This window comes from Sphingosinicella sp. LHD-64 (genome assembly GCF_031157375.1).
In the GTDB taxonomy this organism is placed as follows: Bacteria; Pseudomonadota; Alphaproteobacteria; order Sphingomonadales; family Sphingomonadaceae; genus Allosphingosinicella.
This window is the reverse complement of record NZ_JAVIFV010000006.1, coordinates 64,483-89,251: the sequence shown is the minus strand read 5'-3', so window position 1 is coordinate 89,251 and position 24,769 is coordinate 64,483. Positions and strand designations below refer to the sequence as shown.

Here is a 24,769-nt window from a genome sequence, read left to right as displayed (position 1 = left end):
CATTCGGGTGGTTATGCGCCGATCTCATTGCCATCGACGCCGTTGACCTCATTACCCTCGGTCATGCCGGCCTCATTCGTCTCGGGTCGCGTTGCTTCGCAACGTGGCCACTGATTGGCATCTATTGCAGATCGACCGATCTCCGCCTCGGCGCGTTGGCCACGGCCGTCGATGACGGTCAGGCGCGCGCCGACAGGACAGAATTCGTTCGATCTGACGTCGAGGGAGAGGACACGGCCGTCCACGTTCATCTGCCTGCCGCCATCATTCTCAAATTCAATGAGGCCGAAGAATGGTCCGGTCCCCTGCGCGACGGCGGCCGTGATCCGGCCTTCGGTGATGGCCACGCTCAATTCCGGCTCGGTCGGAACGCCTTCGCGATCCGACGCCCCAAAATAGAAACCGATTATGGTTCCAAACACACCCGAGAAAACCAGAAAGACTTCCCGGGCGAGCCGATAGCGACCTTGAAGTGCGTCATCGGCTTCGGTGGCATATAATGCGCGAACAATCAGAAGGCCGCCGAAACCGAGCATGGCGACAATGAGCGTGAAAACCAATATGGGTCGAGTCGCTTCAATCGATGAGTATCGATCTGGGCCGAGGCCGACAAAATAACCGACCACGCAAACAAAGAATGCGAAGACGACCAGTCCTACCAGCCATCTGGAAAAATTCGACCACAACTTGACATTCGAAGCGATATCTGCAGATCTTTTCAGTTGAATAATTTGATCTTCAAGGACTTTCTTTTCATTTTCATCCGCTGTTTTCATTCTATTGATTATATCGTTCAACTCTAGATTTAGCTGTGATCGCACACTTTCCGTTGGTATCTTGTCGATTGACTCTCTTGCATCCGAAGGATCTATCGAGTCAGCCATATTCCTTCCCCCTCAGTTCATTTAGTTTATTCAAAATACTCCTCTGATCATAACACATAAGTAATAAAAGATCGAGGCTTTGGCTCTGACGTTTGATCGCATTGCTTTGATTCTGAATTCATGACCGGAGCCGAAAAGGGTTGGCAGCCACCGCTTCAAATCTGCGCCCATGTTCGCTAGAGCGCGCCGTCCCTACGAGACTGGAATTGCTGCAGTGATCCTCTACGCCCGCTTTGCCGCGTATGTGAACGATGCGCTCGACGCCCTCGAAGGCGAAGGGGTGTTGACGCGCGGGATCGAGCGCGGGGCGGTGGCGGTCGAGCCGCCGCGCGATCCGGCGCATGGCGATCTCGCCACCAATGCGGCGATGGTGCTGGCCAAGCGCGCCGGGACGAACCCGCGCGCATTGGCGGAAGCGATCGCGGCGAAGCTCGGGGCGCTCAATGAAGTCACGAGCGTCGAGGTGGCAGGACCGGGCTTCATCAATCTCTGGCTCGCGCGCGGCGTCTGGGAAGCCGAGCTGGAGACGATCCTCGCCGACGCCGGCGATTATGGCCGCTCGGCGATGGGCGACGGGCAGATGGTCAATGTGGAATATGTCTCCGCCAACCCGACCGGGCCGATGCACATGGGCCATTGCCGGGGCGCGGTGGTCGGCGATGCGCTCGCCGCCGTGCTGGAGCACGCCGGCTATCGGGTGACACGCGAATATTACGTCAACGATGCGGGTGGTCAGGTCGACGTGCTCGCCCGCTCGGCGCACCTGCGCTATCGCCAGGCGCTCGGCGAGGAGATCGGCGAGATCCCCGAAGGCCTCTACCCCGGCGACTATCTGATCCCGGTCGGGCAGAAGCTTGCCGCGGAGCATGGCGACGGGTTCGTCGGCAAGCCGGAGAGCGAATGGCTGGCGCTGTTCCGCACCGAGGCCGTTGCGGCAATGCTGGTGATGATCAAGGCCGATCTGGCCCTTCTCGGCATCCATCATGACCTGTTCTCGTCCGAGGCCGAGCTGCAGGCCGAAGGCAAGCCGGAAGCGGCCGAGGCCTGGCTGCGCGCGCGCGACCTCGTCTATGACGGGATGCTGGAGGCGCCGAAAGGCGAGACCCCCGAGGATTGGGAACCGGTCGAGCTGCCCTTGTTCCGGGCGACGCGGTTCGGCGACGACCAGGACCGGCCGATCCGGAAGTCCGACGGGAGCTGGACCTATTTCGGCGCCGACCTCGCCTATCATTTCCAGAAGGCACAGAGCGCCGACCAGCTGATCGACATCTGGGGCGCCGACCATGCGGGGACGGTGAAGCGGATCAAGGCGGCGGTCGCGGCGCTGACCGAAGGCAAGACGCCGTTCGACGTGAAGCTGGTCCAGATGGTGCGGCTGCTGCGTGCCGGCGAGCCGGTGAAGATGTCGAAGCGGGCCGGCAATTTCGTGACGCTGGCGGACGTCGTGAACGAGGTCGGCAAGGACGTGGTGCGCTTCACCATGCTGACCCGCAAGGCCGACGCCCAGATGGATTTCGACTTCGCCAAGGTGGTCGAGGCGTCGAAGGACAATCCGGTCTTCTACGTCCAATATGCCCATGCCCGCATCCGCTCGCTCCACCGCCGCGCGAAGGAGGAGGGTCTGTCGCTGCCCGGGGATGCCGATCTGTCGCTGCTCGATGCGGACGAACTCGATCTCGTGAAGCTCGCCGCGCAATTTCCCCGCATCGTCGAAGGGGCGGCCTCGGCGCATGAGCCGCACCGCATCGCCTTCTACCTCGGCGATCTCGCCGCCGCGTTCCACGCGCAGTGGAACAAGGGCAATGACGATCCCGAAAAACGTTTCCTGGTGGCACAGAATCCCGATTTGACACGCGCGCGGCTGGAACTGGCCGACGGGATCGGGCAGATTGTCCGCAATGGCCTGGCCTTGATGGGGGTGGAGGCCGTCGAGGAGATGCAGTGATGCCACGCCGCCGGGGGGACGAGACGGAGAGCGACGCGACGCCGTTCGATCAGGACGAGGTCGTCGATTTCAGCGCCGGGGCGCCGGACGAGGACCGGCTGCCCTGGCTCGAGGCGGTCGAGGAGGACGAAGGCAGTGCGGGTCCCGGAATCGCCAAGCTGGTCGGCGCGGTCGTGATCGGCCTGCTCGCCATCGGGCTTATCGTCGGCGGTCTGTTCTGGCTCGGCAATCGCGGCCGCGAGGGCGGCACCGGCGACCTGATCGCGGCGCCTGAGGGCGACTACAAGGTGCGCCCCGACGAGCCGGGCGGCATGAACGTCGCCGGCGAGGGCGACACCGCTTATGCCGCGAGCGCCGGTCAGGTGCCGCAGGGCCAGCTCAATACCAATGCGGTCGCGGAGACGCCGGTGGCCCGCCCGGCGCCGCAGCCAGCGCCGCAGCAACAGGCTGAGGCACAGCGGCCTCAGGCGCCGGCTCCGCAGCCGCAGCGTCCGGCGCCGGCCGCCACGGGCGGCGGCGCGACGATCCAGCTCGGCGCCTTCTCGACCGGCGCCAGCGCGAACAGCGCGTGGACCGCACTCTCCGGACGTTTCCGCTATCTTGCGCCGCTCAGCCGTTCTGTGATCCCGGTCCAGTCGGGCGGCCGCACGCTCTACCGCCTGCGCGCCAGCGGTCCCGGCGCGGCCGACGTCTGCCGGCGCCTGCGGGTTGCCGGCGAGGCCTGCACCGTCGTCGGCTGAGCCGGCTCAACGGTCCGGATAGGTGCCGAAAAAGCCGAACCCGCCCCACAGGATCGGGTTGGCGAGCGGCGCCTCGCCGGGCGGCGTGCCGGCGGTCGCCGTCGCGATCGTCTCGCGCAGGCTCGCGAGAGAGGCCCGGCTCTCGGGATCGACCCGCCGCTCGCTCTCGACAAGGAACCGCATGATGTCCGCGGTGCTGGCATCGCGGACCCAGAGCTGCGCCTCGCGCAATGCCGCGGCCGGCGGCCGGTCGTGGCGCAGCAGCCGCTCGTAGAACTTGCCCATCACCAGCGCGGAGACGGCATCGTCGACCTGCCAGAGCGCGCCGACCACGCCGGCCGCGCCGCTCGCCATCAGGGCGGCGGCGACGCTGTCGGTCGCGGTGGTGCCGTTGGCGTCGCTGAGGCCGGTCTCGCAGGCGGAGAGGACGGCGAGCGACACGGTGGTGGGATCGGAGACGAAGCGGATGCCGGCGATGGTCAGCACACGTTCGGGGCCGACGGTGATGCCGGTGTTGAGCGGGCCGGCCGCGCTGAAGGTGCCGTGGGCGGCGATGTGGAGGATGTCGGCGCCGCTGGCCGGCCGCAAGACGGTCTCGTCGGTCGTCGGATCGACCGGGGTGATCTCGCTGCGGTTCCCGACGGCGGCGGCGATCAGCGCGCGCTCGGCCTGGGCGAAGGGGAGATTGTTCTGCGGATCCCAGACACCCGAGATCCCACTGAGCTCCCGGCTCGTTCGCCAGCCGGCAGCCGAGGCGCGGGCGGCGGCCAGGGTCGGGGCGCGGCGGAACTCGTAGCAGTCGATCAGCCGCCGGCCGTTCGGCGCCCGCGCCATCTCGACGGGATAGATGTTGAGGCCTTCGGAAGCGATCAGCAGGATGCGCGGCGTCCGACCGGCGAGCGGGCGGTCCGCGGCGCAGCGGCCGCCGGCGAGATCGTCGATCGGCTTGCCGAAGGCCTCGAAGAACTGGTCCTCATAGTGCGGCAGCCGGCTGGTCATCAGCGCGATGAATTCCGGGATGTCGCCCCACGGTCCGCGCAGCCCCGACAACCGGTCGACCTCGGGGAGATAGGTGGCGTAGCCGCGTCCGGTCTCCAGGAACCACAGCCTCGGATCGATGCCCGAACGCGCCGCGGCGGAGACGGGGCCGGCGCGGGCGGCCTCGGCGCCGACGGCGAGCCGACCCCAATCGACGAAGGAGGTCGGCGCCATCGGCGTCGTGTCGCCGCGCTGGACCCGTGCCGCGACCTCGGGATCGATCCGCCCGCCACCGTCGCCGAGCGCGATGATCACATAGTCGACGCCAAGTTCCTCCCCCAGCTGGGCCGGGGCGGGAGCAGCCGCAGCAACGGGGGCCTTGAGGCCGCTCGAGAGGCGTGCGTCCCTGAGGTTCGCGAGCAGGTCCAGCCGATCGATCGCCGCACGGGCATCGCCGCGCCGGAGCGGCATCGCGGCATAGGACAATTCGCGCTCCTGCGTCGCCGGCCCCGGCCCGCCGCCGATCAGCGGCGCGTTGCCGAAAGCGCGGTCCTCGCGCAGCGCCGCGATCCAGAGCTCCGAGAACCTGTCGAACGCGGCATGATCCCCGCGCGCCTCGGCGATCCGCATCCGGATCTCATAGGTGCCGCCCCAATCCAGCCAACCGGCCGGCCCTTGCGGCGCGGCTTCGGCGAGCAGCGCCTCGGCCTGCCGTCCGGCCGGATCGGCGAGGAAGGTCTTGCCGGCCGCCTCCCAGACGATCTGCCGGGCGAGATCGGCCTTGCCGCCGTCGAGCGCCGTCCGCCAGGCGCGCCGATAGACATCGAGACCGACGGGCGTGTTTCTCTCCTGCCCGACATAGGTCGCGCGCCCTTCCGGAGTGTAGCCACGGGCAACCGCAACGAGCAGTTTCGCCCGCATCTCCGGCTCGACACCCTCGTCGTCGAGCAGCGGCGCGATGCGGTCGCGAAGCCAATCGGCGGTCACGGCGATATCGGGACGATACTCGCCCGGGCCGGGTTGATGGCGCGCGCGCAGGAAGCGCCAGAAATAGCGGCCGATGAATTCGGCCGTGCGGGCCTGGCTGGCGCGCCACGCATCGGGCTCGCGATCGCGGTTGATCCGATCGGAGGCGGCAATCATCCTGACGCCCATCTCGACGACCCGATTGCCGCCGGCGAAGACCCCCTGATTGAACTGCCGTTCCAGCTCGTACATCTGGAGGACGCCGCGGACGCTTTCGCGATCGGGCAGCGACTCCGGCCAGGGATCGAGGCGCGTCTCGGCCCGGACGGCGTCGTCCAGCCGGATGCCGCGTCCCGGGCCCTCGGTCATGAAGGTGCGGAGCGTCGCGATGTCCGCGTCGCGCGGCGACAGGGTGGCGGCTGCCGGCTTGTCCTGTGGCAAGGCTGGCGCCTCGGCAGTCGCGGTCGCAAGAAAGGCCGCGAAGGCCCAGGAAACGGCGCGGCCAGACGGATATGGCATGAGCATATTCTCCCGCGGCGTCGCATATCCGCGGCGGATGACGCTCTCAACCTGCGGCAATCCGCAGGCCGTGCCCGCCGCCGCTCGGGATGAAAGGTTTCATTTCGAACCCATTGGGGTCTAGGATCGGCCCACAGGGGTGAATGGTGGCGACGACGGGCTCGACAGGGGACGGCAGGGGGTGGCGCGCGGCATTCGGCGTGCCGGCGATCCTCGCCCATATGTTCGCGCCGCCGCCGCGGTTCGATCCGCTGCTGGAGGCGGTCTATCGGGCCGAGATGGCGAAACGCTGGGCGACGGCCCGCCATGCCGCCGTCGTGCTGCTGGCGGCGATCTGGGTCGCCTATTTCGGCTGGGACTGGTTCCACAGCCAGCGCAATGCCGAGTTCGGCGCGGCCTTCGGCATCATCGCGACGCTCCGCCTGGCGGGCGCCCTGTGCATCGCCGCGCTGGCGGTTGCGATCGTCCGCGCCCGTGAGCCGCGCACCGTCGCGATCGCGTCGGCGGGGGGCCTGGCCGTGCTCTATCTGCTGTCGCTGGCGATGATCGCGGTCACCGAGTTCCCGTACAATTACCTCTTCTACTTCATCTGCCTGCCGATGATCATGCTGTTCATGTTTGGCCTGTTCCGGCTGGACAGCCGGCTGGTCTACCGGCTCACCGCCGTCTTCCTCCTCGCCAGCATCGCCTTCCTTGTCTTCGCCCAGACGACCGACACGAACTCGCCCAAGAGCCTGGTCGAGTTCCTCTCCAAGACTCTCTCCTACTACAATGTCGCGGCGCTCATCTTCCTCGTCACCTTCTCGCTGGTCGGCTGCGCGGTCGCGGTGGAGCTCGAGCGCAGCGCCCGCGACGCCTTCGCCCGCGAGCGCCAGCTCACCGACCGCAACAAGCGGCTGGAGGCGGCGCAGGAAGAGACCCGGATCAAGACCGATGCGCTGGTCAAGGCCAAGGACGAGCTGCGCGCGCTCGCCGAACGGCAGAATGTCGCCAAGTCCAAGTTCCTGGCCGATGCCGCCCACGACCTCAGGCAGCCGATGCAGGCGCTGACCAACCTGCTCGGCGCGGCTCGCCACGCGCTCGACCAGGATGACAGGGCGCGCTGCGACGAGGTGCTGTCGCTCGCCCAGGACGCCTCGCGTCTCACCCGCAACTCGTTCAATGCGGTGCTCGACATCTCCCGCCTCGAATCCGGCTTCGTCCAGGCCGAGCCCATTGATTTCGACCTGACCGGCATGCTCGAGGAGGCGCTGGCGCCCTTGCTGCCGGTCGCCACCGAACGCGGCGTCGACGTGCGCTTTCGCTGGCGCCGCGACCGATCGATCGCCGTGCACAGCGATCCCCACCTGCTCGGCCGGGTGGTCGGCAATCTCGTCGCGAACGGCATCAAGTACAGCGATCCGGCGAGGGAGAATGGTCCGGGCGTGCTCGTCGGCGTGGTCTGCCTGCCCGGGCGGGTGCGGATCGACGTCGTCGACAATGGCGTCGGCATTCCGCAAGCGGACTGGGCGAAGGTGTTCAACCCGTTCGTGCAGCTCGGCAACAGCGAACGCGACCGTGAGAAGGGCGTCGGGCTCGGCCTTTCGATCGTCAATGCGATCATCCCGCTGCTTCCGGAGCATCGGCTCGACATGCGGTCGCGCGAGGGGGTCGGCACGCGGTTCTCGCTGGAGCTGCCCTACAGTCGCGCCGCCGCCGCCTCGGTGCCACGCCACGAGCCGACCCGGCCGCCGGGGCCGATGGATCTCTCGGGCTTCTACATCCTCTATGTCGAGGACGATGCGATGGTGCGCCGCTCCGCGACCGCGCTCTTCGACACGCTCGACATGCGCTACGAGGCCTATGCTTCTTATGACGAGCTGGCCGCCGCCGTCGCGGACCTGGAACGCATTCCGGACCTGCTCATCACCGATTTCCGCCTGCCGGACGGGCGGACGGCGAAGGACGTGGTGCGGCTGACCAGTGAAGCGTTCGACACGGTGCTGCCGCTCATCGTCATCACCGGCGAGATGCAGGCGTTCGAGGAAGGCGACTGGCTCGGCGACGGCCGCGTCCTGCGCAAGCCGGTCTCATCGGAAAGCCTGATCGCCGAGATCAGCGCACAGTGTCTGGCAATAGCGCTGGCTGAGGGATCGCAATCCCCCGCCGCGACACTTCAATGAGCAGCTCGGTCCGCCGCACCACCTTGAAGATACGGAACAGCTTGGGAAGATAGTCCTTGCGGACCGTGCCCTCCTCGATCCCCATGTTGCGGGCGATCGATTTGTTCGGCAGCCCTTGGCAGACATAATAGAGCACTTCGAGCGCCCGGCCGGTGACGCCCAATGATTCCGGCGAGACCGGCACCGGCGCGGCCGGCAAAGCGGGCGAGAAGCCGCCGCGGCCGATCACCGAGGCCGGCAGGTAGATGCTCCCCTGGAACACCGTGTCGAGCGCGCGGCGGAACACGCCGTCGCTCTCCATGTCCTTCAGGATATAGCCGCTGGCGCCCTCGTTGAGGCAGGCCATGACGATGTCCTTCTCGGCCCGGCCGGACAGCATGATCGCGCGCGTGTCGAGCTCGCGCACCCGTAGCCAGCGCAGGAAATCGAGGCCGGAGCGCGAGTCCTTCAGATCGATGTCGAGGAAGGCGATGTCGATCGACGTCGATTCCGCTTGGGCGACCGCTTCTTCATAGCTTGCCGCCTCCAGCACATGCGCGTGCGGCTCGCTGATCTGGACCAGCGCGCGCATGCCGGCGCGGACCAGAGACTGGTCTTCGAGGAGGAGGATGGTGAGCGGCTGATCGGTCATGGGGGCGGCGTTCCGGAACAAGCAGGCATCATATCGCCCGCCTATAGTCCCCCGCCATCCCGGCATTTGTCGGATGCCGCCGCCCGACATCTGCGGGGCGGCTTTCAGGACATCTGCGGGAATTACTTCTTCGGTTCACCCGGGCATCTTCCCGATTGTCGAGCGGCGGGGACGCCGAAGCGACACCAGGTTCCAACCCTTTCGAAGGGAGTTCGCCATGTCCTTGTTTCGCCCCGTGAAGGTCGCCGGATCGCTGGCTTTGGCCGCTGCGCTCGCCGCCGCCATTCCGGCTTCGGCCCAGAATTTCAACGGCAACCCGAGCTACGGCACGGTCAACCTGCGCACCGGCTTCACCCCCGATCCGAACGTCGTCAACGTCCGCTCGGGTGGCAATATCGACGCTTCGTCGTCGATCGGCGGCGCCTGCCGCGGCTTCATCGCCAGCGCGCCGGACGTGCGGCTGAACTTCACCGCCGGCAATCTGCCGCTGATCATCTCGGCCAATTCCAGCGCCGATACGACGCTGGTCATCAACGGCCCGGACGGGCGCTGGTATTGCGACGATGACGGCGGCCAGAACGGGCTCAACCCGGCGGTGCGTTTCAACAACGCCCCGTCCGGCCGCTACGAGATCTGGATCGGCACCTACGGCAACAGCAGCCTGCAGCCCGCCCAGCTCCACATTTCCGAGTTGTACAGTCAGTAGGGCAGCCGGTCGCTGCCCTGTTGTGGGGGGAGGAGGGGCGCCGAAAGGTGCCCCTCCTTTATTGTGCGGGTAGGCTTTGTTAGGGCGCCTGGATGCTGCCCGCCATCTTCGGCCTGTCCGGCGAGACACTGAGCGCCGACGAGCGCGCTTTCTTCGGCGATGCCGATCCCGCCGGTTACATCCTGTTCGCGCGCAACTGCCGGGACAGGGCGCAGGTCAGGGCACTCACCGACTCGCTTCGCGCGCTGAGCGGACGCGACGACCTGCCGATCCTGATCGACCAGGAGGGCGGTCGCGTCGCCCGGTTGGCGCCGCCCGCATGGCCCCCCTTTCCCGCCGCCTGGCGCTTCGCCGAGCTCTACGAGGTCGCGCCGATCAGCGCGATCGAGGCGGCGCGGGTCAATGCCCAGGCGATCGCGCTGACCCTCGACGAGATCGGCATCAACGTCGATTGCCTGCCGTTGCTCGACGTGCGGCGGGAGGGCGCGCATGACGTGATCGGCGATCGGGCGCTCGGCGGCGAGCCGATGCGGGTCGCCGCGCTCGGCCGGGCGGTGCTGGAGGGGCTGGAGGCAGGCGGCTGCATCGGCGTCGTCAAGCACATGCCTGGCCATGGCCGCGCTGGCGCGGACAGCCACAAGCAATTGCCCGTGGTGGAGGCGAGCGAAGACGGGCTGGCGGATGACCTTGCACCGTTCCTGGCTCTGAGGAACGCGCCGATGGCGATGACCGCCCATGTTCTCTATCCGGCCTGGGACGCCGAATGCTGTGCCACCTTGTCCCCGACGATCATCGACAAGGTCATCCGCGGCCGGATCGGTTTCGACGGTTTCCTGATGAGCGACGACATTGCCATGGCGGCGCTGGCGGGACCTCTCGCCGCCCGCGCCGAAGCGGCGATCGCCGCAGGATGCGACGTGGTCCTGCATTGCTCCGGGATCCTTGCCGAAAGCCGGGAGATCGCCGCAGCCTTGCCGGCGATCGGCGACAAGGCCCGCGCGCGTCTCGGGCGGGCAATGGCCCGCATCGGCACCAAATCGGGAAGCTACGAGGCCTTGGCGGGCAAGCGCGACGTGCTTTTGGCGCAGGCATAGACTCTTCCGGTGGGCGGACTATATTCGAACTGAATTCAGTTCGAGGTCGAGATGCGTTATTCCAGCCGTGTAAAGCCGATCAGCTTTCTCAAGGCCAATGCGGCCGAAATCCTGTCCGACATCGCATCCCGTCGCGAGCCGATGCTGATCACCCAGAACGGTGAGGCCAAGGCCGTTCTTCAGGATGTCGCGTCCTTTGAGGAGACGCAGGAGACACTGGCGCTGCTGAAGCTGCTCGCGCTCGGCAACCGCGACATCGAGGCGGGCCGCACCCGGCCTGCACGCGAGGTCCTGAAGCGCCTTCGCGAGAAAAAGACCTCCGCCTGATGGCGCAGGCGAGCGCGTACGAGGTGCTTCTCACGCAGGGCGCCGAAGAGGACCTGGAATCACTCTACGACTATATGACGGTCCATCGGTCGCCCGAGAAGGCCGAGGCACTTCTGGATGCGCTTGCCGGCAAAGTCGAAACGCTTGAGGCGTTTTCTACACGCGGCACCGTTCCGAAGGAACTCGCCGCACTTGGTATCCGCGAGTTCCGCCAGTTGCTCCATGCGCCCTACCGGATCGTCTACAAGATTGTTGATGGGATGGTGTTCGTCGTTCTGATTGCGGACGGGCGGCGCGATATGCGTGCGCTGCTGGAGCAGCGATTGCTTGGTGGCGGCTGATCCGGTGGCGTGACGGGCGGCGCCTCGCAATCGCCGCCCGCCACGCGGCGCCCTGGCGGATTCTCAGGCCAGTGCGCGTCTCAATCCCAGTTCGGCGACAAGCAGATTCGGATTGTGTCCGGACAGCTCGGCCAGCAGGCGAAGGCCCTGCGGCCATTCGGCGAGGCCCGACTCCGCGTTGATATGGCCGGCCGCACCGAGGTCGACCAACCGGCTTCCCCAGCCTTCGGCCGCGGCCTGCGACCATTCTAAACGCGCATAGGGATCGTCGCGGCTGGCGACCACTATCGTCGGGAAGGGCAGGCGCAGCCGCGGCGACGGGCGGAAGTCGCGGAGGCGTGGGGAGGCGTCGAGCACGTCCACGTCGGGCGGCGCGACGAGCAGCGCGCCTTTCACCCGGCCCGCGAAGGCTGCGGTCCAGCGCAGCGACGCCCACCAGGCGACGGCGAGGCAGCCGAGGCTGTGTGCCGCAAAGACAAGTGGCCGCATGCTCGCACGCACCGCCCGGTCGAGCGCGGGCACCCATTCGTGAAGTCGCGGTTTCTCCCAATTGCCGAAGTCGACCCGGCGGAATCCGGTGAGCTCTCCCCAGTGGGCCTGCCAGTGACGCGGTCCGGAGTTGTCGAGCCCCGGCAGGATCAGAATGTCTGTCGGGGGCTGTGACGCCGTTCTTTCGAACCCGGCGTCGTCCGTCTTGCCCGGCAATCCGATGATCTGCACCTTCGCCTCCCATGTCTCTCCAGGAAGCCCTCCGGTGGACCGGTCGGTGCCGTTCTTGATGGCCGCAGATTATCTCTACCTGATAAGTTGACAATGGCCATGCGGCCAACCGAAGCTTATCCGCGTCCGGCGTTGAAGCATAAGCGACACAATCGGCTGCTACTGGACGACTCGTCCCGATCACTGGGGAGTCGTTCGATGGCGATATCGAACTTTTTCAAGGGCCTGGGCGGGTCAGCCCTGCTGTTCGGCAAGCTCGCTTTGTGCTTTTTCCTGAGCGCGAGCGACCGGTTGCGCGAGCGCACGGCAATTTTCTGACACCGGCCGCATTGGCGTCAGCGCCGCGCGAAACTGGCGCGCGCTCGCGGTCCAGGTGAAGCCCTGCGCATAGGCGGCGCAATCCGCCGGGTTCCTGGTCAGCGCCGCTGCAGTCGCGCGCGCGAGGTCTTCGTCCATGCTGCCGACCGCCTCGGTCAGCACGTCGAGCGGGCCGGGAACCGGATAGGCAGCGACCGGCGTGCCGCAGGCGAGCGCCTCGATCATCACCAGTCCGAACGTGTCGGTGCGGCTGGGGAAGACGAACACATCGGCCGAGACATAGGCCGAGGCAAGCGGCGGCCCGCGCAGCGCGCCGAGGAAGTGCGCTTCGCGAAAACGGCGTTTCAGGCTCTCCAGAGCCGGGCCGTCGCCGACCACGACCTTGCTGCCGGGGTGGCCGCTTTCCAGGAACGCCTCGATATTCTTCTCGATCGCGACCCGGCCGACATAGAGCTGGATCGGGCGCGCCAGCCCTTCATAGGCCGGATGCGGCGCGGCGTCGGGGCGGAACAACGTGAGGTCGACGCCGCGGCCCCAATGGGCGGTCTGCGGCAGGCCCTGGGCGGCGAGCTGGGCGGCCATCGTCTGGGTCGAGACCATGATCGCCTGGCTCGGCCGGTGGAACCAGCGGATGTAGCGCCAGAACAGGCTGGCCGGCAGCCTGGTGCGCTGCGCCACATAGTCCGGGAACTGGGTGTGGTAGGCGGTGGTGAAGCGGTAACCGCGCTTCAGCGCCCAGCCGCGCGCCGCAACGCCCAATGGGCCCTCGGTCGCGATGTGCAGCGCATCGGGCGCGAACGCCTCGATCCGCGCGCCGACCGTCCGCCTTGTGGCGAGCGCCAGGCGGATTTCGGAATAGGTAGGGCAGGGGACGGAGTGGAACAGGTCCGGCGAGATCACCTCGACGGCGCAGCCCTCCTTCTCCAGCTCGGCGCGCACCGTCTGCAGCGTGCGCACCACGCCGTTGATCTGCGGCGACCAGGCGTCGGTGACGATGAGGATCCTGTTCAAGCCGCGACCAGTTCGTCGACCGGATCGTCCACCGGATCGGAGGCATGGGCCGGCTGCGGCACCGCGCGTGCCGCAATCTCGTCGGCCCAGTGGAGAATCTCCATCCGCCCGTCCTGGTGCTCGACCAGCGCGGTGCAGCCTTCCACCCAGTCGCCGTCATTATAGTAGGTCACGTCGCCGAACTGGCGGGTCTCGGCGGTGTGGATGTGGCCGCACACGACGCCGTCGACCTTCAGCCGCTGCGCCTCGTGCGCCACCGCCTCCTCGAAACGCGAGATGAACTCGACCGCGTTCTTGACCTTGTGTTTGGCATGCTTGGAAAGCGACCAGTAAGGGAGGTTCAGCCAGCGGCGGACCACGTTCACCACGATGTTGAGCCGCATCAGCATGTCGTAGGCGGCGTCCCCTAAGAAGGCGAGCCAGCGGTGGGCGAGCATGATCGCATCGAACTCGTCGCCGTGGAGGACGAGCAGCTTGCGGCCGTCGGCGGTGGCGTGGACCGCCTTCTTGCGGATCTCGACGCCGCCGAAGTTCATGCCGGCGAACTGGCGGAACATCTCGTCATGATTGCCGGGGATGTAGACGACCCGCGTGCCGTGCTTGGCGCGCTTCATGACGCGGCGGACGATCGCATTGTGCCGCTCGGGCCAGTAGAAGCGCTTCTTGAGACGCCAGCCGTCGATGATGTCGCCGACCAGGTAGAGCGTGTCGGAATCGACATGGTCGAGGAAGTCGATCAGCAGATGATCGTTGCAGCCGCGCGTGCCCAGGTGAATGTCGGAAATCCAGATCGTGCGATAACGGCGTCGGGGCGCGCCCGACGGCCCGACTTTCTTGTCGAACTTCGAGATGTTCTTGCGAAGTTGATCGGTGGTCGGCGTGCCGGAATCGGCGACGACGACGGTTTCGGCATTCATCCGGCGCCTCCCCATGCCCTTGGGTTCGACTTGAGGCGCTTATGCTTTGGGATTGTTACAGAATGAATCGCGCGGGCGACGGCCCGCCGCGTGTCAGCGACGGACCTGGACGAGTCTCAATTCGATGCTCTGGCCGGGCGGCGGCAGAGGATTGCGCGTGTCGGTGATCCAGGCGAGCTGGCCCTGGCCGTCGAGGATGCGGGCCGAGACGGCGTAGGTGCGGCGCGGCTCGATCCGCGCCGGATCGTAGGTCAGCGAGAAGGGAAGCGGCACCTGGCGGCCCTCGGTCGCCGTCTCGGTCTCCGCGATCGTCGTCGACGGCGCGTCGGCGAGGCTCACGTCGCTGATCGTGACGACGAGGCGGGAATCGGGCGGCAGCGCGATCCGCTGGAGATAGGTGGCGGTGCCGGTCAGTGTCGCCGAACCCGGCGACGGTGCCGTCGCACAGGCGGCGAGACCGATGAGCGGGATGAGCAGCAGGGGTCGCATGGGCCGTCTCCTTCCCGCTCAAGCTACTCCGTCTCGGGCAGGGGCGGCAAGCCGGCCAGGCAGGCAAGGGCCGCGAGCTCGAGCACGAATGCGCCGATACCCAGCGGCACGAGCCCCTGCTCGATGAACGGTGCGACCGCTGCGGTGCCGAAGGCGGTCACGGCCATGATCGCGAGAATGACGAGCGCGCTGCCGCGGGCGTCGTCGCCATGGGAGGCGATGACCGCGCGGTAAAAGCCCGGTGGGCCGCGCAGGCCGAGGCCGGTGTTGATCGGCACGAACAGCGCCGCGATCACGATCGGGTTCGTGCCGCCGATGAGCGCGTAGCCGAGGATCGCCGCGGCGCCGGCCGTCGCGACCAGCGTGCCGAGCCAGATCATCCGCTCCGCCCCGAAACGTCTTGCCAGGCTGCCGGCGACATTGGCGGCGAGGATGAAGGTGGTGATGCCGCTGAGCTGGATGACGATGAAGTCGGCGAGCGTGCCGCCGAGCGCACGGACCAGCACCGCCGGCGCACCGAACACGAAGACGAGCAGGCCGCCGAGCACGCAGGCCTGGCTCAGCGCATAGCGCAGGAAGACGGGATCGCCGACCAGCCGGCCATAGCTGCCGCTGGCGCGCCGGCTGGTCTGCGGGACGAGCGGCAGGACGAGATTCAGCGCCGCCAGCGCCAGCGCGATCGCGCCGATCAGCTCGAACGACAGCTCCCACCCGCCGATCGCGAGCAGCCAGACGCCGAGGATCGGCGCCAGCGCCGGCGCCAGCGATTCGATGCTGCCGAGCGCCCCGATCGCACGCACGGCTCCGGCCTCGTCGAACATCGCCCGCGCGATGGCCGGTGCGAATACTGCCGGCCCGGCGGCGACCGCGCCCTGCGCCGCGCGCATCGCGATCAGCGCGCCGATCGACGGCGCCCAGGCGCAGGCGAAGGAGACCAGGCCGGTCAGCAGCAACGAGACGATGACGAGCGTGCGTGTCGCGAAACGATCGCCGAGCGCGCCGAAAGCGAGCAGGCCCGCGCCGGTCCCGGCGACATAGGCGGCAAGGACGAGCTGCGCCGCTGCCGCGTCGCCGCCCAGCGTCTCGGGCAGCGACGGCACCGCGGGCAGCACGAGGTCCGTACCCATGATGCCGAGCACCGTCGCCGCCACCACCAGCCCCAGCGCCAGCCGCGGGCGCGCGATCCGTTCCCCTGTCACGTGGCTTATCCCCAGATTTCGACCGGGCTTTATCGTCCGCGGCCGCGCCGGGCTAGCGCCGCCGTCCGCGTCGTCTTAGGCTTGCCTTCGTGAGCGACTCCCCGGATGATTTCGAGCTGGCCGCCCCTGCCTCCGAGGCGGACCGGCTCACGCTCGACCTCGACGGCTGGGAAGGTCCGCTCGATCTGCTGCTGACGCTGGCGCGGGCGCAGAAGGTCGATCTCGCCAAAATCTCGATCCTCGCGCTGGTCGAGCAGTATCTCGCCTTCATCGTCGATGCGAAGAAGCTGAAGCTGGAGATCGCCGCCGACTATCTCGTGATGGCGGCCTGGCTCGCTTATCTCAAATCCTGCCTGCTGCTGCCCAAGGACCCGATCGTCGATCCCGGCCCAGAAGAGCTGGCGATGCGGCTGCAGTTGCGCCTCCAGCGTCTCCAGGCGATGCGCGAGGCCGGCGCCAGGCTGATCGCCCGCGACCGGATCGGCCGCGACGTGTTCGTGCGCGCGGCGCCGGAGGGGCTGACCGTGGTCCGCCGTGCCGCCTGGCGGGCCGATCTCTACGACCTCATCTCCGCCTATGGCATCGTGCGGGCGAGATCCCAGCCCGCGGTCCATGTGGTGTCGCGCCGGCCGGTGATGACGCTCGATGAGGCGATCCACCGGCTGGAGCGGATGATCGGCGCGAAGATGGATTGGACGACCCTCGAATCCTTCCTGCCCGAGACGCAGGACCGGGAATTCCGCAAGTCCGCGCTCGCCTCCAGCTTCGTCGCCACGCTGGAGCTGGCGCGGACCGGCAAGGTCGAGCTGCAGCAGGAGGAGGCGTTCGCGCCCCTCTATGTGAGGGCGGCATGAGAAGGGAAAGAAACTCCCCTCCCTCTTTAGGGAGGGGTTGGGGGTGGGTCGCAGCCGAGCGGGCTCGATGCCCGCAAGGATGCCGCAGGCGCCTTCGCGCCCATCGAGGGGGCGCAGTCGCTACCCACCCCCGGCCCCTCCCTGCTAGGGAGGGGAGGTGATGCGGGAGCTGCCCGACTCGGTCCGCGCCGTCGAGGCCACCCTGTTCGCCGCCGCCGAGCCGCTCGGGCTCGACGACATCGCGGCCTATCTCGGCGAGGGCATCGATGTGAAGGCGGCGCTGGCCGAGCTCGAGGCGCACTATGCCGGGCGCGGCGTCGAGCTGGTCGAGCGGGGCAAGCGCTGGCATTTCCAGACCGCTGCCGATCTCGCCCATCTCCTCAGGCGCGAACGCGAGGAAAGCCGCAAATTGAGCCGTGCCGCAGTCGAGACACTGGCGATCATCGCCTATCACGAACCGGTCAGCCGCGCCGAGATCGAGGCGATTCGCGGCGTCCAGATCAGCAAGGGCACGCTGGACGTGCTGATGGAGGCGGGCTGGGTCCGCCCCGCCGGCCGGCGCGAGGTTCCGGGGCGCCCGCTCACTTATGCGACGACGCAAGAATTTCTGACACATTTCGGGCTTAAGAGCCGGCGCGACCTGCCGGGAATCGACGATCTCAAGGCGGCAGGGCTGCTCGATCCGGTCGATACGGCGCTCGAACGGCTGGGTCTGGACGGCATGGAAGAGGGCGAAATTGACGCCGAACTGGAAACTGACGGCGAAGACGCCTAAATTCAGCGTGATATTGGGAGAATCTTGAAATGGGCGGTTTCAGCCTTTGGCATTGGCTCATCGTTGGCCTCGTCGTCCTGCTGCTGTTCGGGAAGGGCCGCTTCTCGGACATGATGGGCGACGTCGCGAAGGGCCTCAAGAGCTTCAAGAAGGGTATGACCGAGGACGAGGAGGCGTCGACACCCGCGCGTCGCATCGCCGACGAGCGCACCGTCGAGGCGCGCCCGGCCGTCGATCCCGCGGTCACTCCCGCGCCGGCCCCCGACGCCGACCGGCGCTAGGTTCGCTCGCCTCTCTTGAGGCCTGAAAGGGCGCGATGTTCGGAATCGATTCCGGCGAATTGTTGATCATTGCGGTCGTCGCCCTGTTGGTGATCGGGCCGAAGGATCTGCCGCGCGTGATGCGCACCGTAGGTCACTGGGTCGGTCGGGCCCGTGGCATGGCCCGCCATTTCCGCTCCGGCCTCGACACGATGATCCGCGAGGCCGAGCTGGAGGAGATGGAGCAGCAGTGGAAGGCCAACAACGAGCGGATCATGCGCGAGGGCCCGTCGTCGGCGCCGCCGGCGGTGGAAAGCGACTGGGGCAAGTCCGCTGACGTCGTGTCGGCGCCTGCCGATCCTGTCTTGCCCTTGCCCTTGCCCTTGCCCGAGCCGGCGACGGCCTCCAGCGAAACGCCGGTTGCCTCCAAGCCGAAGGCGCCCCCGCGTCGGGCGCCGCGGGCGCGCAAGGCCAGCCCGGCGCCGCCGATCCCGGCGGTCGGCCCCGCATCTGCCACGGACGACCGGCCGTGAGCGACGTCGACCGGACCGCCGAGGACGAGCTCGACGCCAGCAAGGCGCCGCTGCTCGATCATCTCATCGAATTGAGGCGCCGGCTGCTGTGGAGCTTCGCCGCGCTCGCCATCACCTTCGCCTTCTGCCTCTGGCAGGCGCGGCCGATCTTCGCCTTCCTGGTCCAGCCTTTGCTCGCAGCCGGACAGGACCGCGTGATCTATACGGCGGTGTTCGAGGCCTTCTTCGTCGAGATCAAGGTCGCCTTCTTCGCGGGGCTGATGCTGTCCTTCCCGATCATCGCCAACCAGCTCTGGCAGTTCGTGGCGCCGGGCCTCTACGCCAAGGAGAAGCGTGCCTTCGCGCCGTTCATCTTCCTGACGCCGTTCCTGTTCCTGTGCGGCGCGGCGCTCGCCTATTACGTGGCGATGCCGGTCGCGCTGCATTTCCTGCTGAGCTACCAGGGCAATATCGGCGGGGTCGAGGCGCAGGCGCTCCCCGGCATCGGCAATTATCTCGATTTCGTGACCCGCTTCATTTTCGGCTTCGGCGTCGCCTTCCTGTTGCCGGTGCTGCTGATGTTGCTGGAGCGTGCCGGGCTGGTCACGCGCGACCAGTTGAAGCGGGGACGGCGCTATGCGATCGTTGTTGCCTTCGTCATCGCCGCGGTCCTGACCCCGCCGGATGTCGTCTCGCAGCTGCTGCTCGCGATCCCGCTGGTGTTCCTCTACGAAGTTTCGCTGATCGCGATCTGGTTTACCGAGCGGCGCCGGGCGAAGGACGCCGCCAAGGCCGACGCATAAGAAAAGCGCCGCCGGGCGGACGGCGCTCTCCTTCTCCCAAGCTTGCAACACTCAGTCCGCGGTGTCCTCGATCGCGTTGCCGACCGACTGGACGTCGCGGCCCGCGCCCTCGACGGTGTTGCACGCGGTAAGCACGAATCCGCCGGATAGCGCGAAAATCAACATCAGCTTCTTCATCGACCGTCTCCTGAACCTTGGCGCCGCCGGAGGATGAGGCAGTGCCATATGTGCGCAAAATGCCCGCGCAGGCGCTTCGGTTCCGCGGCCGTGACGAACCGGTGGAAAGTGTCGCTAAGTCAGGAAAAACAAGCGTTTGGCCCAAAAAGAATTCGGACCCGGACGCGCTACCGGGGGGGGGGAGGTTTGCGCATCCGGGTCCATGTTCTGGATAGCGAGAGCGGGGGGGCAAAAGGTCACTATCCGAACCGCACAACGACAGAGGAGGATGCCGGTTCCACGGGTTGATGATTTTTTTCCGAGAGTTCCGGCGGAGCGCCTGATTCCGGCGCCATGAGGCGTCGCAATGGACTTGCCCGCTGGCGCCATGTTAGCCCGGACAAGGTCGAAGCGGGAGCCGAACATCATTTCCAGGCCACGAACGAAAGCGCCGCATCTTCGCCGCGACGAGCTGATGGATGCGGCGGCGGCCCTGTTCATCGCCAAGGGCGTCGAGGCGACGATCGTCGACGAGATCGTGTCGGCGGCCGGCGTCTCCAAGGGCACCTTCTATCATTATTTCGAGACCAAGGCGGACATCGTCACGGCGCTGCGGGCACGCTTTTCGGACGCATTCGTCGCGAGCGTCGAGGCCGCCGTCCAGGCATCGCCCGACAATTGGGACGCCCGGATGCGTGCCTGGGTGGCGGGCGCGGTCGATGCCTATCTCGACAATTTCCAGATCCACGATGTCGTCTTCCATGATTACGGGCCCTATGATCGCGGTAGCGATGAAATGAACGCCATCCTCGATCGGCTGGGAGGGCTGATCTCGGGCGGCATCGCGGCGGGCGCGTGGGCGGTCGACGATGTCCGGCTTGCGGCCATCATGATCTTCCAGGGCATGCACGGAGCCGTCGACGACTGCATCGCGCGGGGCAGTGACCGGACGGGTCTCGCCGACCGGGTTTCGGCGATGGTGCGGCGCCTGCTGGGCCCGGCGCACTGCTGAGCGGAGTCAGGCGGGATCCGATTTTGCCGCAGCCAGTGCGGCGCGTGCCGCGTCGAGCATCGCAGCCATCTCCTCCAGCCAGCCGGCCTCGCCACCATTCTCCCAGCGCTTCGCCGCGGCCCGCTCGCGGCAACGCCAGGCCGCGGCGGCGAGTCGGCGCTCGAGCTTAATGTGCAGGCTCTGGCGCAGCCGAAAGGCACTGCGGGGCGACAGAAGCCCGGTCCCTGGTTGCGCTGCGTCATCCTCCCGACCCATCCTCGCCTGCCCGTGTCCAAATTACTGCGACTCGTTCTCAATAACACCAGACCGACCGTCGGTCAATATCGCACTTGCGCCGGGAAACATCTATTTTTGGGTGAGGGGTGATTACGCCTCGGCGCGGTCGATAACGGCCAGCCGGACGGCGTAGCGGCCGTGCTCGGGGTCGCGGTCGAGCGCCGAGCGAAGCTGGCGGGCGAGGCCGATCACGATCCTGTCGAACCGCTCGGCCAGAGCCGGATCGCAGTCGAAGCCATCGACAAGGCTATCTGCTTCGATGGTGAGGCGGGCGGCGCCAGCGTCCTCCGCAGCCTCCAGCACGATCGAGACCGCGCTCGCCCCGCATAACATGCCGAACTCGACGATCTCGGTGACCAGGAAGGCAACCGACACCGCCGTGTCCTGCGTCACATGGAAGGGCGCGATGTCGAGCCGGATCTGCATGCCGGCCGCCTGCGCCGGTGCGCTGGCGCGCAGGTTCGCGGCGAGCTCGGAGACGAGCGACTTCAGCGCGACGCCGCGATTCTCCTCGAGCTCGGCATAATGGTTGCGGTGGACGACGGCGAGGGCGTCGACGCGCCGCTGGATCGAGGCATAGGCGGCGGCGACCTCCTCGTTGGGCGAGCCGCGCGAATGGAGGTTGAGCAGCGAGGCGACCACCTGGAGGTTGTTCTTGACGCGGTGATGGACCTCCCGGACGAGCCGCTTCTGGCGCTCGACCGCCGCCTCCAGATCGGCCTCGTGGCGCGCCATGGTGCGGGTGACCTGATCGAACGCCTGGCCGAGCTCGCCGATCTCCTTGGCGGGCGACCGCAAGCTCGGCAAATCGAGCGGGCGGTCGCCCGGCTTGTAGAGCGAGACGACGCGCTGGATCCTGCCGAGCGGCTGGAGCAGCAGGCGATTGACGATGATCCAGCCGATCAACGCCGCCGCCAGCCACATCAGGACCGGAAGCAGGATCAGTAGGACATCGACCGCGCGGACCGGCGCGGCGCCGAGCCGGATGCGCAGCTGGAAGCCTTCGTCGCCGATCGGAGCGAGGTCGGACAGCGCCTGCACGAAGGGGACCGCCCGGTAGTCGTTGCGCAAGAGCATGCGCCGGCCGCCGCCGAGCAGCTCGAGATCGAAATCCGCGCTGGTGCCCGGGATGAAGGTGAGGTCGCGCAGCGCCGCCCGGCTAAACTCGGCAATCCCCTCGATCCGGCCGAAATCGTCATAGAGGACGAGTCTCAGCGCTTGGCCGTCGGCGCCGATCGCCAGGTCGCTGCCCGGATCGGCGACCCGCGCCGCCGACGGCGCGAAACCGGCGCTGGCGCAGCTCGGCTGTCCATCGGTACGGTAGAGGGCGTAGCGGCCGGGGATCGCCTGTAACGTGCCGAGCCGGCGCAATGCGACCTCGCAGATCTGCGAATTTGGTGGCGCGGCGACAACGGCGGCGTTGGCCGCCCGGATCGTGCCGGCGGTGCGGGCGAGCAGCTCGTTGAGCCGTTCCGCCTTGTCGTCGAGCCGGGCCAGCGTCTGGCGCGCCCGCTCGGCGCTGTTCTCGCGCGCGCTGTGGATCGAGGTGAGGATCGCGACGACGCCGAGCGGCAGCAGGCCCAGCGTCAGGATCACGAGCATCTTTGGACCGGTCGCCAGACGCGCCCAGAATCGGGTCCACCACCCGGTTCGCTGGTCGCTCACGTCGTCCCCTGCGGCATGGCGGCAGCCCGCCTAGCCGAGCTTGCCCAGCAGATCGAGCATCTCGGGCGGGATGTCCTCATCCACGGTGCGCTGGTAAACCGAGCGAAGCGCGTCGCCCACGTTGCCCGGGGTGGACTCCTTCCGGTTGCGGGTCGATTTGGGGGAAGGGACGGGAGCCTCCTCGGTTTCTGTTCTTCGCTTGCGCTGCTTGTCCCTGTCGGCCTGTACGCTCAACGTTCCTAACCCCTCGCGGCCAGCACCAAAGGCCGCGCCCCGCAGCCCTCAACAATGCGCCTGTGCAGCTCCAGCCAAGCCGTCCCCGCCGACAGACGCCCGATACCAAAGGCGACCCCGGATAATGGGGCCGCGTGGGCTTGGAAACAAAAAAGTCCTCTGTTGGTTCCACCTTGGCACGTGCTGGGCCGGGGATCGTTTCGGAACCGTACGAGTTATAGAGCATTCTCTATCAAGGGTTGCTTGGGGTGGGCTGCATCCGATAGCCCGGGAGCACCGCAAAGGAGTTTAACCGAATGTCGCTTGGCCAGGAACTAGCGCCGCATCTTCCCTTTCTCCGGCGCTATGCCCGCGCCCTGACCGGCAGCCAGGCGCATGGCGACGCCTTCGTCCGGGCGACGCTGGAGGCGATCGTCGCGGCGCCGGGCGACTTTCCGCGCGACGTCGATCCACGCCTCGGCCTCTACCGGACGTTCCACGCGATCTGGTCGTCGGCCAATGTCGAGGAGGAGCCGGGCCATGTCGATCCGGACCAGCCGGAGAGCATCGCGCAGGCGCGCCTCGCCCGGATCACGCCGCTGTCCCGCCAGGCGCTGCTGCTGACCGCGATGGAGGGATTCACGCCGGAGGACGCGGGCTATCTGATCGGCGCGTCGGCCGGTGAGGTCGAAAGCCTGGTCGCCGAGGCGCTGGCCGAGATCGAACGGCAGACCCGCGCCGACGTGCTCATCATCGAGGACGAGCCGATCATCGCGATGGACATCGAGACGATCGTTCGCGACCTCGGCCACAATGTCACCGGCGTCGCCGTCACCCGGGACGAGGCGGTGAGCCAGGCGCTCGCCAAGCGGCCCGGCCTGGTGCTCGCCGACATCCAGCTCGCCGACGACAGTTCCGGCATCGACGCGGTCAAGGACATCCTCGGCGAATTCCAGGTGCCCGTGATCTTCATCACCGCCTTTCCCGAGCGGCTGCTCACCGGCGAGCGGCCGGAGCCGACCTTCCTCATCACCAAGCCGTTCCAGCGCTCGACGGTGAAGGCGGCGATCGCCCAGGCCCTGTTCTTCGACACGGCGACGGTGCCGGCCTGAATGTCGTTTGGCGGGAACCGGTTACGACGTGCGGGCGTTGCCCTGCTGTAACGAATGGAACCTGAAGAGCGAGCGGCATGGACGAGAAACGCGAGCATCTGAGTACGACCGAGGCACGGGCCGGATCGACTCCCCATGTTGCGCGCTATGCGCTCGGCTGGGGGCTCGCCTTGGTCGTCGCGATCTTCCTGATCCTGTTGTTTGTCTGGCGTTAGGGCCTATCTTGGCCACCGATGATCGGTGGTGCTTGCGGGCGCCGTCGCCGATCCGGGTTCGCGTATCAATGAAGGGCTGACCGATGGCGGGCGTGAGGCCGGCGATTCACATGGAACGGGAGCGTGCCGAGGAAACGGTGCCGCTCAGCGATCCCGAGTTCAAGGACCAGCTGACCCAGGTCATCCCCCATCTGCGCGCCTTTGGCCGTTCCTTGTCGGGCAGCCGCGACCTCGCCGATGACCTCGTCCAGGAGACCCTGCTCAAGGCCTGGGCAGCCCGCAAGCGCTTCCAGGCTGGGACCAACATGCGCGCCTGGACCTTCATCATCCTGCGCAATCTCTTCCTGAGCCAGATGCGTCGCGCCCGCTTCAAAGGCGAATGGGACGAGATCACCGCCTCCAAGCTGCTCGCCGCCCCGGCGAGCCAGGACCGGCATATCGAGCTCAGCGACATGCAGCGCGCGCTGCTCCATCTGCCGCAGCCCCAGCGCGAAGCGCTGATCCTCGTCGGCGCCGGCGGCTTCGCCTATGAAGAGGCGGCCGAGATTTGCGGCTGCGCGGTCGGCACGATCAAGAGCCGGGTGGCACGCGGCCGCGTCGCGCTGGAAAGCCTGCTCAACGAAGGCAAGTTGCCGTCACGCCGCGAGCAGCCGACCAGCGACAAGACGGCGCTGCAGACGATCATGGGCGAGGTCGACGATCTCAGCCGCGATCGCGACCCGCGAAATAGTGGGGATGAGGGCGAGCCGTTGGAGTAGATGCGGCCCGATGGCTCAGTCGAGCCGGTCGAGCAGGTCCTGAAACTTCTTGAGCGACACCCCTTCGCCGTTCATGTGGAATGCGCGCCGCAGGGCATCGCCGACGCCGGCATGGACATTCGGCGCCGGTACTTTCACAAAGTGCCGGGCGGATGCCTTGATCAAAGCCACGTCGTTTGAACCCATCTTTTCCACGTCTGTCTTAACGTAT

At 67.3% G+C, this 24,769-nt stretch carries 29 protein-coding genes; 16 read left to right on the top strand and 13 right to left on the bottom strand.

The annotated features are described in order from the left end of the window. Positions 1 to 11 precede the first annotated feature (11 nt). A complete protein-coding gene (locus RCO27_RS18520) occupies positions 12 to 776 on the bottom strand; it encodes a hypothetical protein (protein WP_309004203.1) in 765 nt (254 codons plus the stop codon). A 322-nt stretch (positions 777 to 1,098) separates the two neighbouring features. On the opposite strand from RCO27_RS18520, the gene argS reads away from it, so the two are divergent. After that, positions 1,099 to 2,829: an arginine--tRNA ligase gene (gene argS, locus RCO27_RS18515; protein ID WP_309004202.1), complete on the top strand. Its 1,731-nt coding sequence runs from the start codon at positions 1,099 to 1,101 to the stop codon at positions 2,827 to 2,829. Beyond that, positions 2,829 to 3,569, top strand: a complete 741-nt coding sequence (locus tag RCO27_RS18510) for an SPOR domain-containing protein (protein WP_309004201.1) — start codon at positions 2,829 to 2,831, stop codon at positions 3,567 to 3,569. Before argS ends, RCO27_RS18510 begins: the two co-directional genes overlap by 1 nt. A gap of 6 nt (positions 3,570 to 3,575) precedes the next feature. Here RCO27_RS18510 and RCO27_RS18505 read toward each other — a convergent pair whose 3' ends face one another. Continuing rightward, the gene (locus RCO27_RS18505) at positions 3,576 to 6,032 is read right to left on the bottom strand and encodes a CHAT domain-containing protein (protein WP_309004200.1); all 2,457 of its coding nucleotides are present in this window, start codon (positions 6,030 to 6,032) and stop codon (positions 3,576 to 3,578) included. Positions 6,033 to 6,175: 143 nt separating this feature from the next. Between RCO27_RS18505 and RCO27_RS18500 the strand changes: the two genes are divergently transcribed. Further along, entirely contained in the window at positions 6,176 to 8,194 is a 2,019-nt protein-coding gene (locus RCO27_RS18500) for a hybrid sensor histidine kinase/response regulator (RefSeq protein ID WP_309004199.1), read from the top strand. Here the strand turns inward: RCO27_RS18500 and RCO27_RS18495 are convergent. After that, positions 8,127 to 8,825 carry a response regulator transcription factor gene (locus tag RCO27_RS18495; RefSeq protein ID WP_309004198.1) on the bottom strand — a complete coding sequence of 233 codons (699 nt, stop codon included), beginning with the start codon at positions 8,823 to 8,825 and terminating at the stop codon, positions 8,127 to 8,129. The genes RCO27_RS18500 and RCO27_RS18495 overlap by 68 nt on opposite strands. A 217-nt stretch (positions 8,826 to 9,042) precedes the next feature. Between RCO27_RS18495 and RCO27_RS18490 the strand changes: the two genes are divergently transcribed. From RCO27_RS18490 to RCO27_RS18475, 4 genes are all read left to right on the top strand, one after another. After that, entirely contained in the window at positions 9,043 to 9,531 is a 489-nt protein-coding gene (locus RCO27_RS18490) for a hypothetical protein (RefSeq protein ID WP_309004197.1), read from the top strand. A gap of 92 nt (positions 9,532 to 9,623) precedes the next feature. Beyond that, positions 9,624 to 10,625, top strand: coding sequence for a beta-N-acetylhexosaminidase (gene nagZ, locus RCO27_RS18485; RefSeq protein ID WP_309004196.1), 1,002 nt, complete (start codon positions 9,624 to 9,626; stop codon positions 10,623 to 10,625). Between the two features lie 51 nt (positions 10,626 to 10,676). Further along, positions 10,677 to 10,952, top strand: a complete 276-nt coding sequence (locus tag RCO27_RS18480) for a type II toxin-antitoxin system Phd/YefM family antitoxin (RefSeq protein ID WP_309004195.1) — start codon at positions 10,677 to 10,679, stop codon at positions 10,950 to 10,952. After that, the gene (locus RCO27_RS18475) at positions 10,952 to 11,293 is read left to right on the top strand and encodes a type II toxin-antitoxin system RelE/ParE family toxin (RefSeq protein ID WP_309004194.1); all 342 of its coding nucleotides are present in this window, start codon (positions 10,952 to 10,954) and stop codon (positions 11,291 to 11,293) included. Before RCO27_RS18480 ends, RCO27_RS18475 begins: the two co-directional genes overlap by 1 nt. Positions 11,294 to 11,356: 63 nt before the next feature. On the opposite strand, the gene RCO27_RS18470 is transcribed toward RCO27_RS18475, so the two are convergent. The 5 genes from RCO27_RS18470 to RCO27_RS18450 all read right to left on the bottom strand — a co-directional run bounded on the left by RCO27_RS18470 (position 11,357) and on the right by RCO27_RS18450 (position 15,947). Next, positions 11,357 to 12,013 carry an alpha/beta hydrolase gene (locus RCO27_RS18470; protein ID WP_309004193.1) on the bottom strand — a complete coding sequence of 219 codons (657 nt, stop codon included), beginning with the start codon at positions 12,011 to 12,013 and terminating at the stop codon, positions 11,357 to 11,359. Positions 12,014 to 12,247: 234 nt separating this feature from the next. Continuing rightward, positions 12,248 to 13,342, bottom strand: coding sequence for a glycosyltransferase family 1 protein (locus RCO27_RS18465; RefSeq protein WP_309004192.1), 1,095 nt, complete (start codon positions 13,340 to 13,342; stop codon positions 12,248 to 12,250). Further along, complete coding sequence (locus RCO27_RS18460; RefSeq protein WP_309004191.1) at positions 13,339 to 14,259, bottom strand: UDP-2,3-diacylglucosamine diphosphatase; 921 nt, start codon at positions 14,257 to 14,259, stop codon at positions 13,339 to 13,341. Before RCO27_RS18460 ends, RCO27_RS18465 begins: the two co-directional genes overlap by 4 nt. A gap of 93 nt (positions 14,260 to 14,352) precedes the next feature. Further along, positions 14,353 to 14,748, bottom strand: a complete 396-nt coding sequence (locus RCO27_RS18455) for a YbaY family lipoprotein (protein WP_309004190.1) — start codon at positions 14,746 to 14,748, stop codon at positions 14,353 to 14,355. A gap of 23 nt (positions 14,749 to 14,771) precedes the next feature. Then, entirely contained in the window at positions 14,772 to 15,947 is a 1,176-nt protein-coding gene (locus RCO27_RS18450) for an MFS transporter (protein ID WP_309004189.1), read from the bottom strand. Between the two features lie 89 nt (positions 15,948 to 16,036). Between RCO27_RS18450 and RCO27_RS18445 the strand changes: the two genes are divergently transcribed. The 5 genes from RCO27_RS18445 to tatC all read left to right on the top strand — a co-directional run bounded on the left by RCO27_RS18445 (position 16,037) and on the right by tatC (position 19,151). Further along, positions 16,037 to 16,801 (top strand): ScpA family protein, encoded by a 765-nt coding sequence (locus tag RCO27_RS18445; protein ID WP_309004188.1) that lies wholly within the window; start codon positions 16,037 to 16,039, stop codon positions 16,799 to 16,801. A gap of 160 nt (positions 16,802 to 16,961) precedes the next feature. Continuing rightward, positions 16,962 to 17,576 carry an SMC-Scp complex subunit ScpB gene (gene scpB, locus RCO27_RS18440; RefSeq protein ID WP_309004187.1) on the top strand — a complete coding sequence of 205 codons (615 nt, stop codon included), beginning with the start codon at positions 16,962 to 16,964 and terminating at the stop codon, positions 17,574 to 17,576. A gap of 29 nt (positions 17,577 to 17,605) precedes the next feature. After that, positions 17,606 to 17,857 (top strand): twin-arginine translocase TatA/TatE family subunit, encoded by a 252-nt coding sequence (locus RCO27_RS18435; protein ID WP_309004186.1) that lies wholly within the window; start codon positions 17,606 to 17,608, stop codon positions 17,855 to 17,857. A gap of 35 nt (positions 17,858 to 17,892) precedes the next feature. Beyond that, positions 17,893 to 18,369 carry a Sec-independent protein translocase protein TatB gene (gene tatB, locus RCO27_RS18430; protein WP_309004185.1) on the top strand — a complete coding sequence of 159 codons (477 nt, stop codon included), beginning with the start codon at positions 17,893 to 17,895 and terminating at the stop codon, positions 18,367 to 18,369. Then, a complete protein-coding gene (gene tatC, locus RCO27_RS18425; protein WP_309004184.1) occupies positions 18,366 to 19,151 on the top strand; it encodes a twin-arginine translocase subunit TatC in 786 nt (261 codons plus the stop codon). The genes tatB and tatC overlap by 4 nt, the downstream gene beginning before the upstream one ends. A 51-nt stretch (positions 19,152 to 19,202) precedes the next feature. Here tatC and RCO27_RS18420 read toward each other — a convergent pair whose 3' ends face one another. Next, the gene (locus tag RCO27_RS18420) at positions 19,203 to 19,328 is read right to left on the bottom strand and encodes an entericidin A/B family lipoprotein (protein WP_309004183.1); all 126 of its coding nucleotides are present in this window, start codon (positions 19,326 to 19,328) and stop codon (positions 19,203 to 19,205) included. Between the two features lie 454 nt (positions 19,329 to 19,782). On the opposite strand from RCO27_RS18420, the gene RCO27_RS18415 reads away from it, so the two are divergent. Further along, on the top strand, positions 19,783 to 20,319 hold the full coding sequence (locus RCO27_RS18415; protein WP_309004182.1) for a TetR/AcrR family transcriptional regulator: 537 nt from the start codon (positions 19,783 to 19,785) through the stop codon (positions 20,317 to 20,319). 6 nt (positions 20,320 to 20,325) lie between these two features. On the opposite strand, the gene RCO27_RS18410 is transcribed toward RCO27_RS18415, so the two are convergent. The 3 genes from RCO27_RS18410 to RCO27_RS18400 all read right to left on the bottom strand — a co-directional run bounded on the left by RCO27_RS18410 (position 20,326) and on the right by RCO27_RS18400 (position 22,494). Continuing rightward, entirely contained in the window at positions 20,326 to 20,574 is a 249-nt protein-coding gene (locus RCO27_RS18410) for a hypothetical protein (RefSeq protein ID WP_309004181.1), read from the bottom strand. Between the two features lie 111 nt (positions 20,575 to 20,685). Next, positions 20,686 to 22,260 carry a sensor histidine kinase gene (locus tag RCO27_RS18405; protein ID WP_309004180.1) on the bottom strand — a complete coding sequence of 525 codons (1,575 nt, stop codon included), beginning with the start codon at positions 22,258 to 22,260 and terminating at the stop codon, positions 20,686 to 20,688. 30 nt (positions 22,261 to 22,290) lie between these two features. Then, positions 22,291 to 22,494, bottom strand: a complete 204-nt coding sequence (locus RCO27_RS18400) for a NepR family anti-sigma factor (RefSeq protein ID WP_309004179.1) — start codon at positions 22,492 to 22,494, stop codon at positions 22,291 to 22,293. Positions 22,495 to 22,790: 296 nt separating this feature from the next. Between RCO27_RS18400 and RCO27_RS18395 the strand changes: the two genes are divergently transcribed. The 3 genes from RCO27_RS18395 to RCO27_RS18385 all read left to right on the top strand — a co-directional run bounded on the left by RCO27_RS18395 (position 22,791) and on the right by RCO27_RS18385 (position 24,558). Beyond that, complete coding sequence (locus RCO27_RS18395; protein ID WP_309004178.1) at positions 22,791 to 23,585, top strand: response regulator; 795 nt, start codon at positions 22,791 to 22,793, stop codon at positions 23,583 to 23,585. A 77-nt stretch (positions 23,586 to 23,662) separates the two neighbouring features. Continuing rightward, positions 23,663 to 23,800: a hypothetical protein gene (locus RCO27_RS18390; RefSeq protein ID WP_309004177.1), complete on the top strand. Its 138-nt coding sequence runs from the start codon at positions 23,663 to 23,665 to the stop codon at positions 23,798 to 23,800. A gap of 110 nt (positions 23,801 to 23,910) precedes the next feature. Then, positions 23,911 to 24,558 carry a sigma-70 family RNA polymerase sigma factor gene (locus tag RCO27_RS18385; RefSeq protein ID WP_309004176.1) on the top strand — a complete coding sequence of 216 codons (648 nt, stop codon included), beginning with the start codon at positions 23,911 to 23,913 and terminating at the stop codon, positions 24,556 to 24,558. 15 nt (positions 24,559 to 24,573) lie between these two features. On the opposite strand, the gene RCO27_RS18380 is transcribed toward RCO27_RS18385, so the two are convergent. After that, positions 24,574 to 24,753: a hypothetical protein gene (locus RCO27_RS18380; RefSeq protein ID WP_309004175.1), complete on the bottom strand. Its 180-nt coding sequence runs from the start codon at positions 24,751 to 24,753 to the stop codon at positions 24,574 to 24,576. Positions 24,754 to 24,769: the final 16 nt, after the last annotated feature.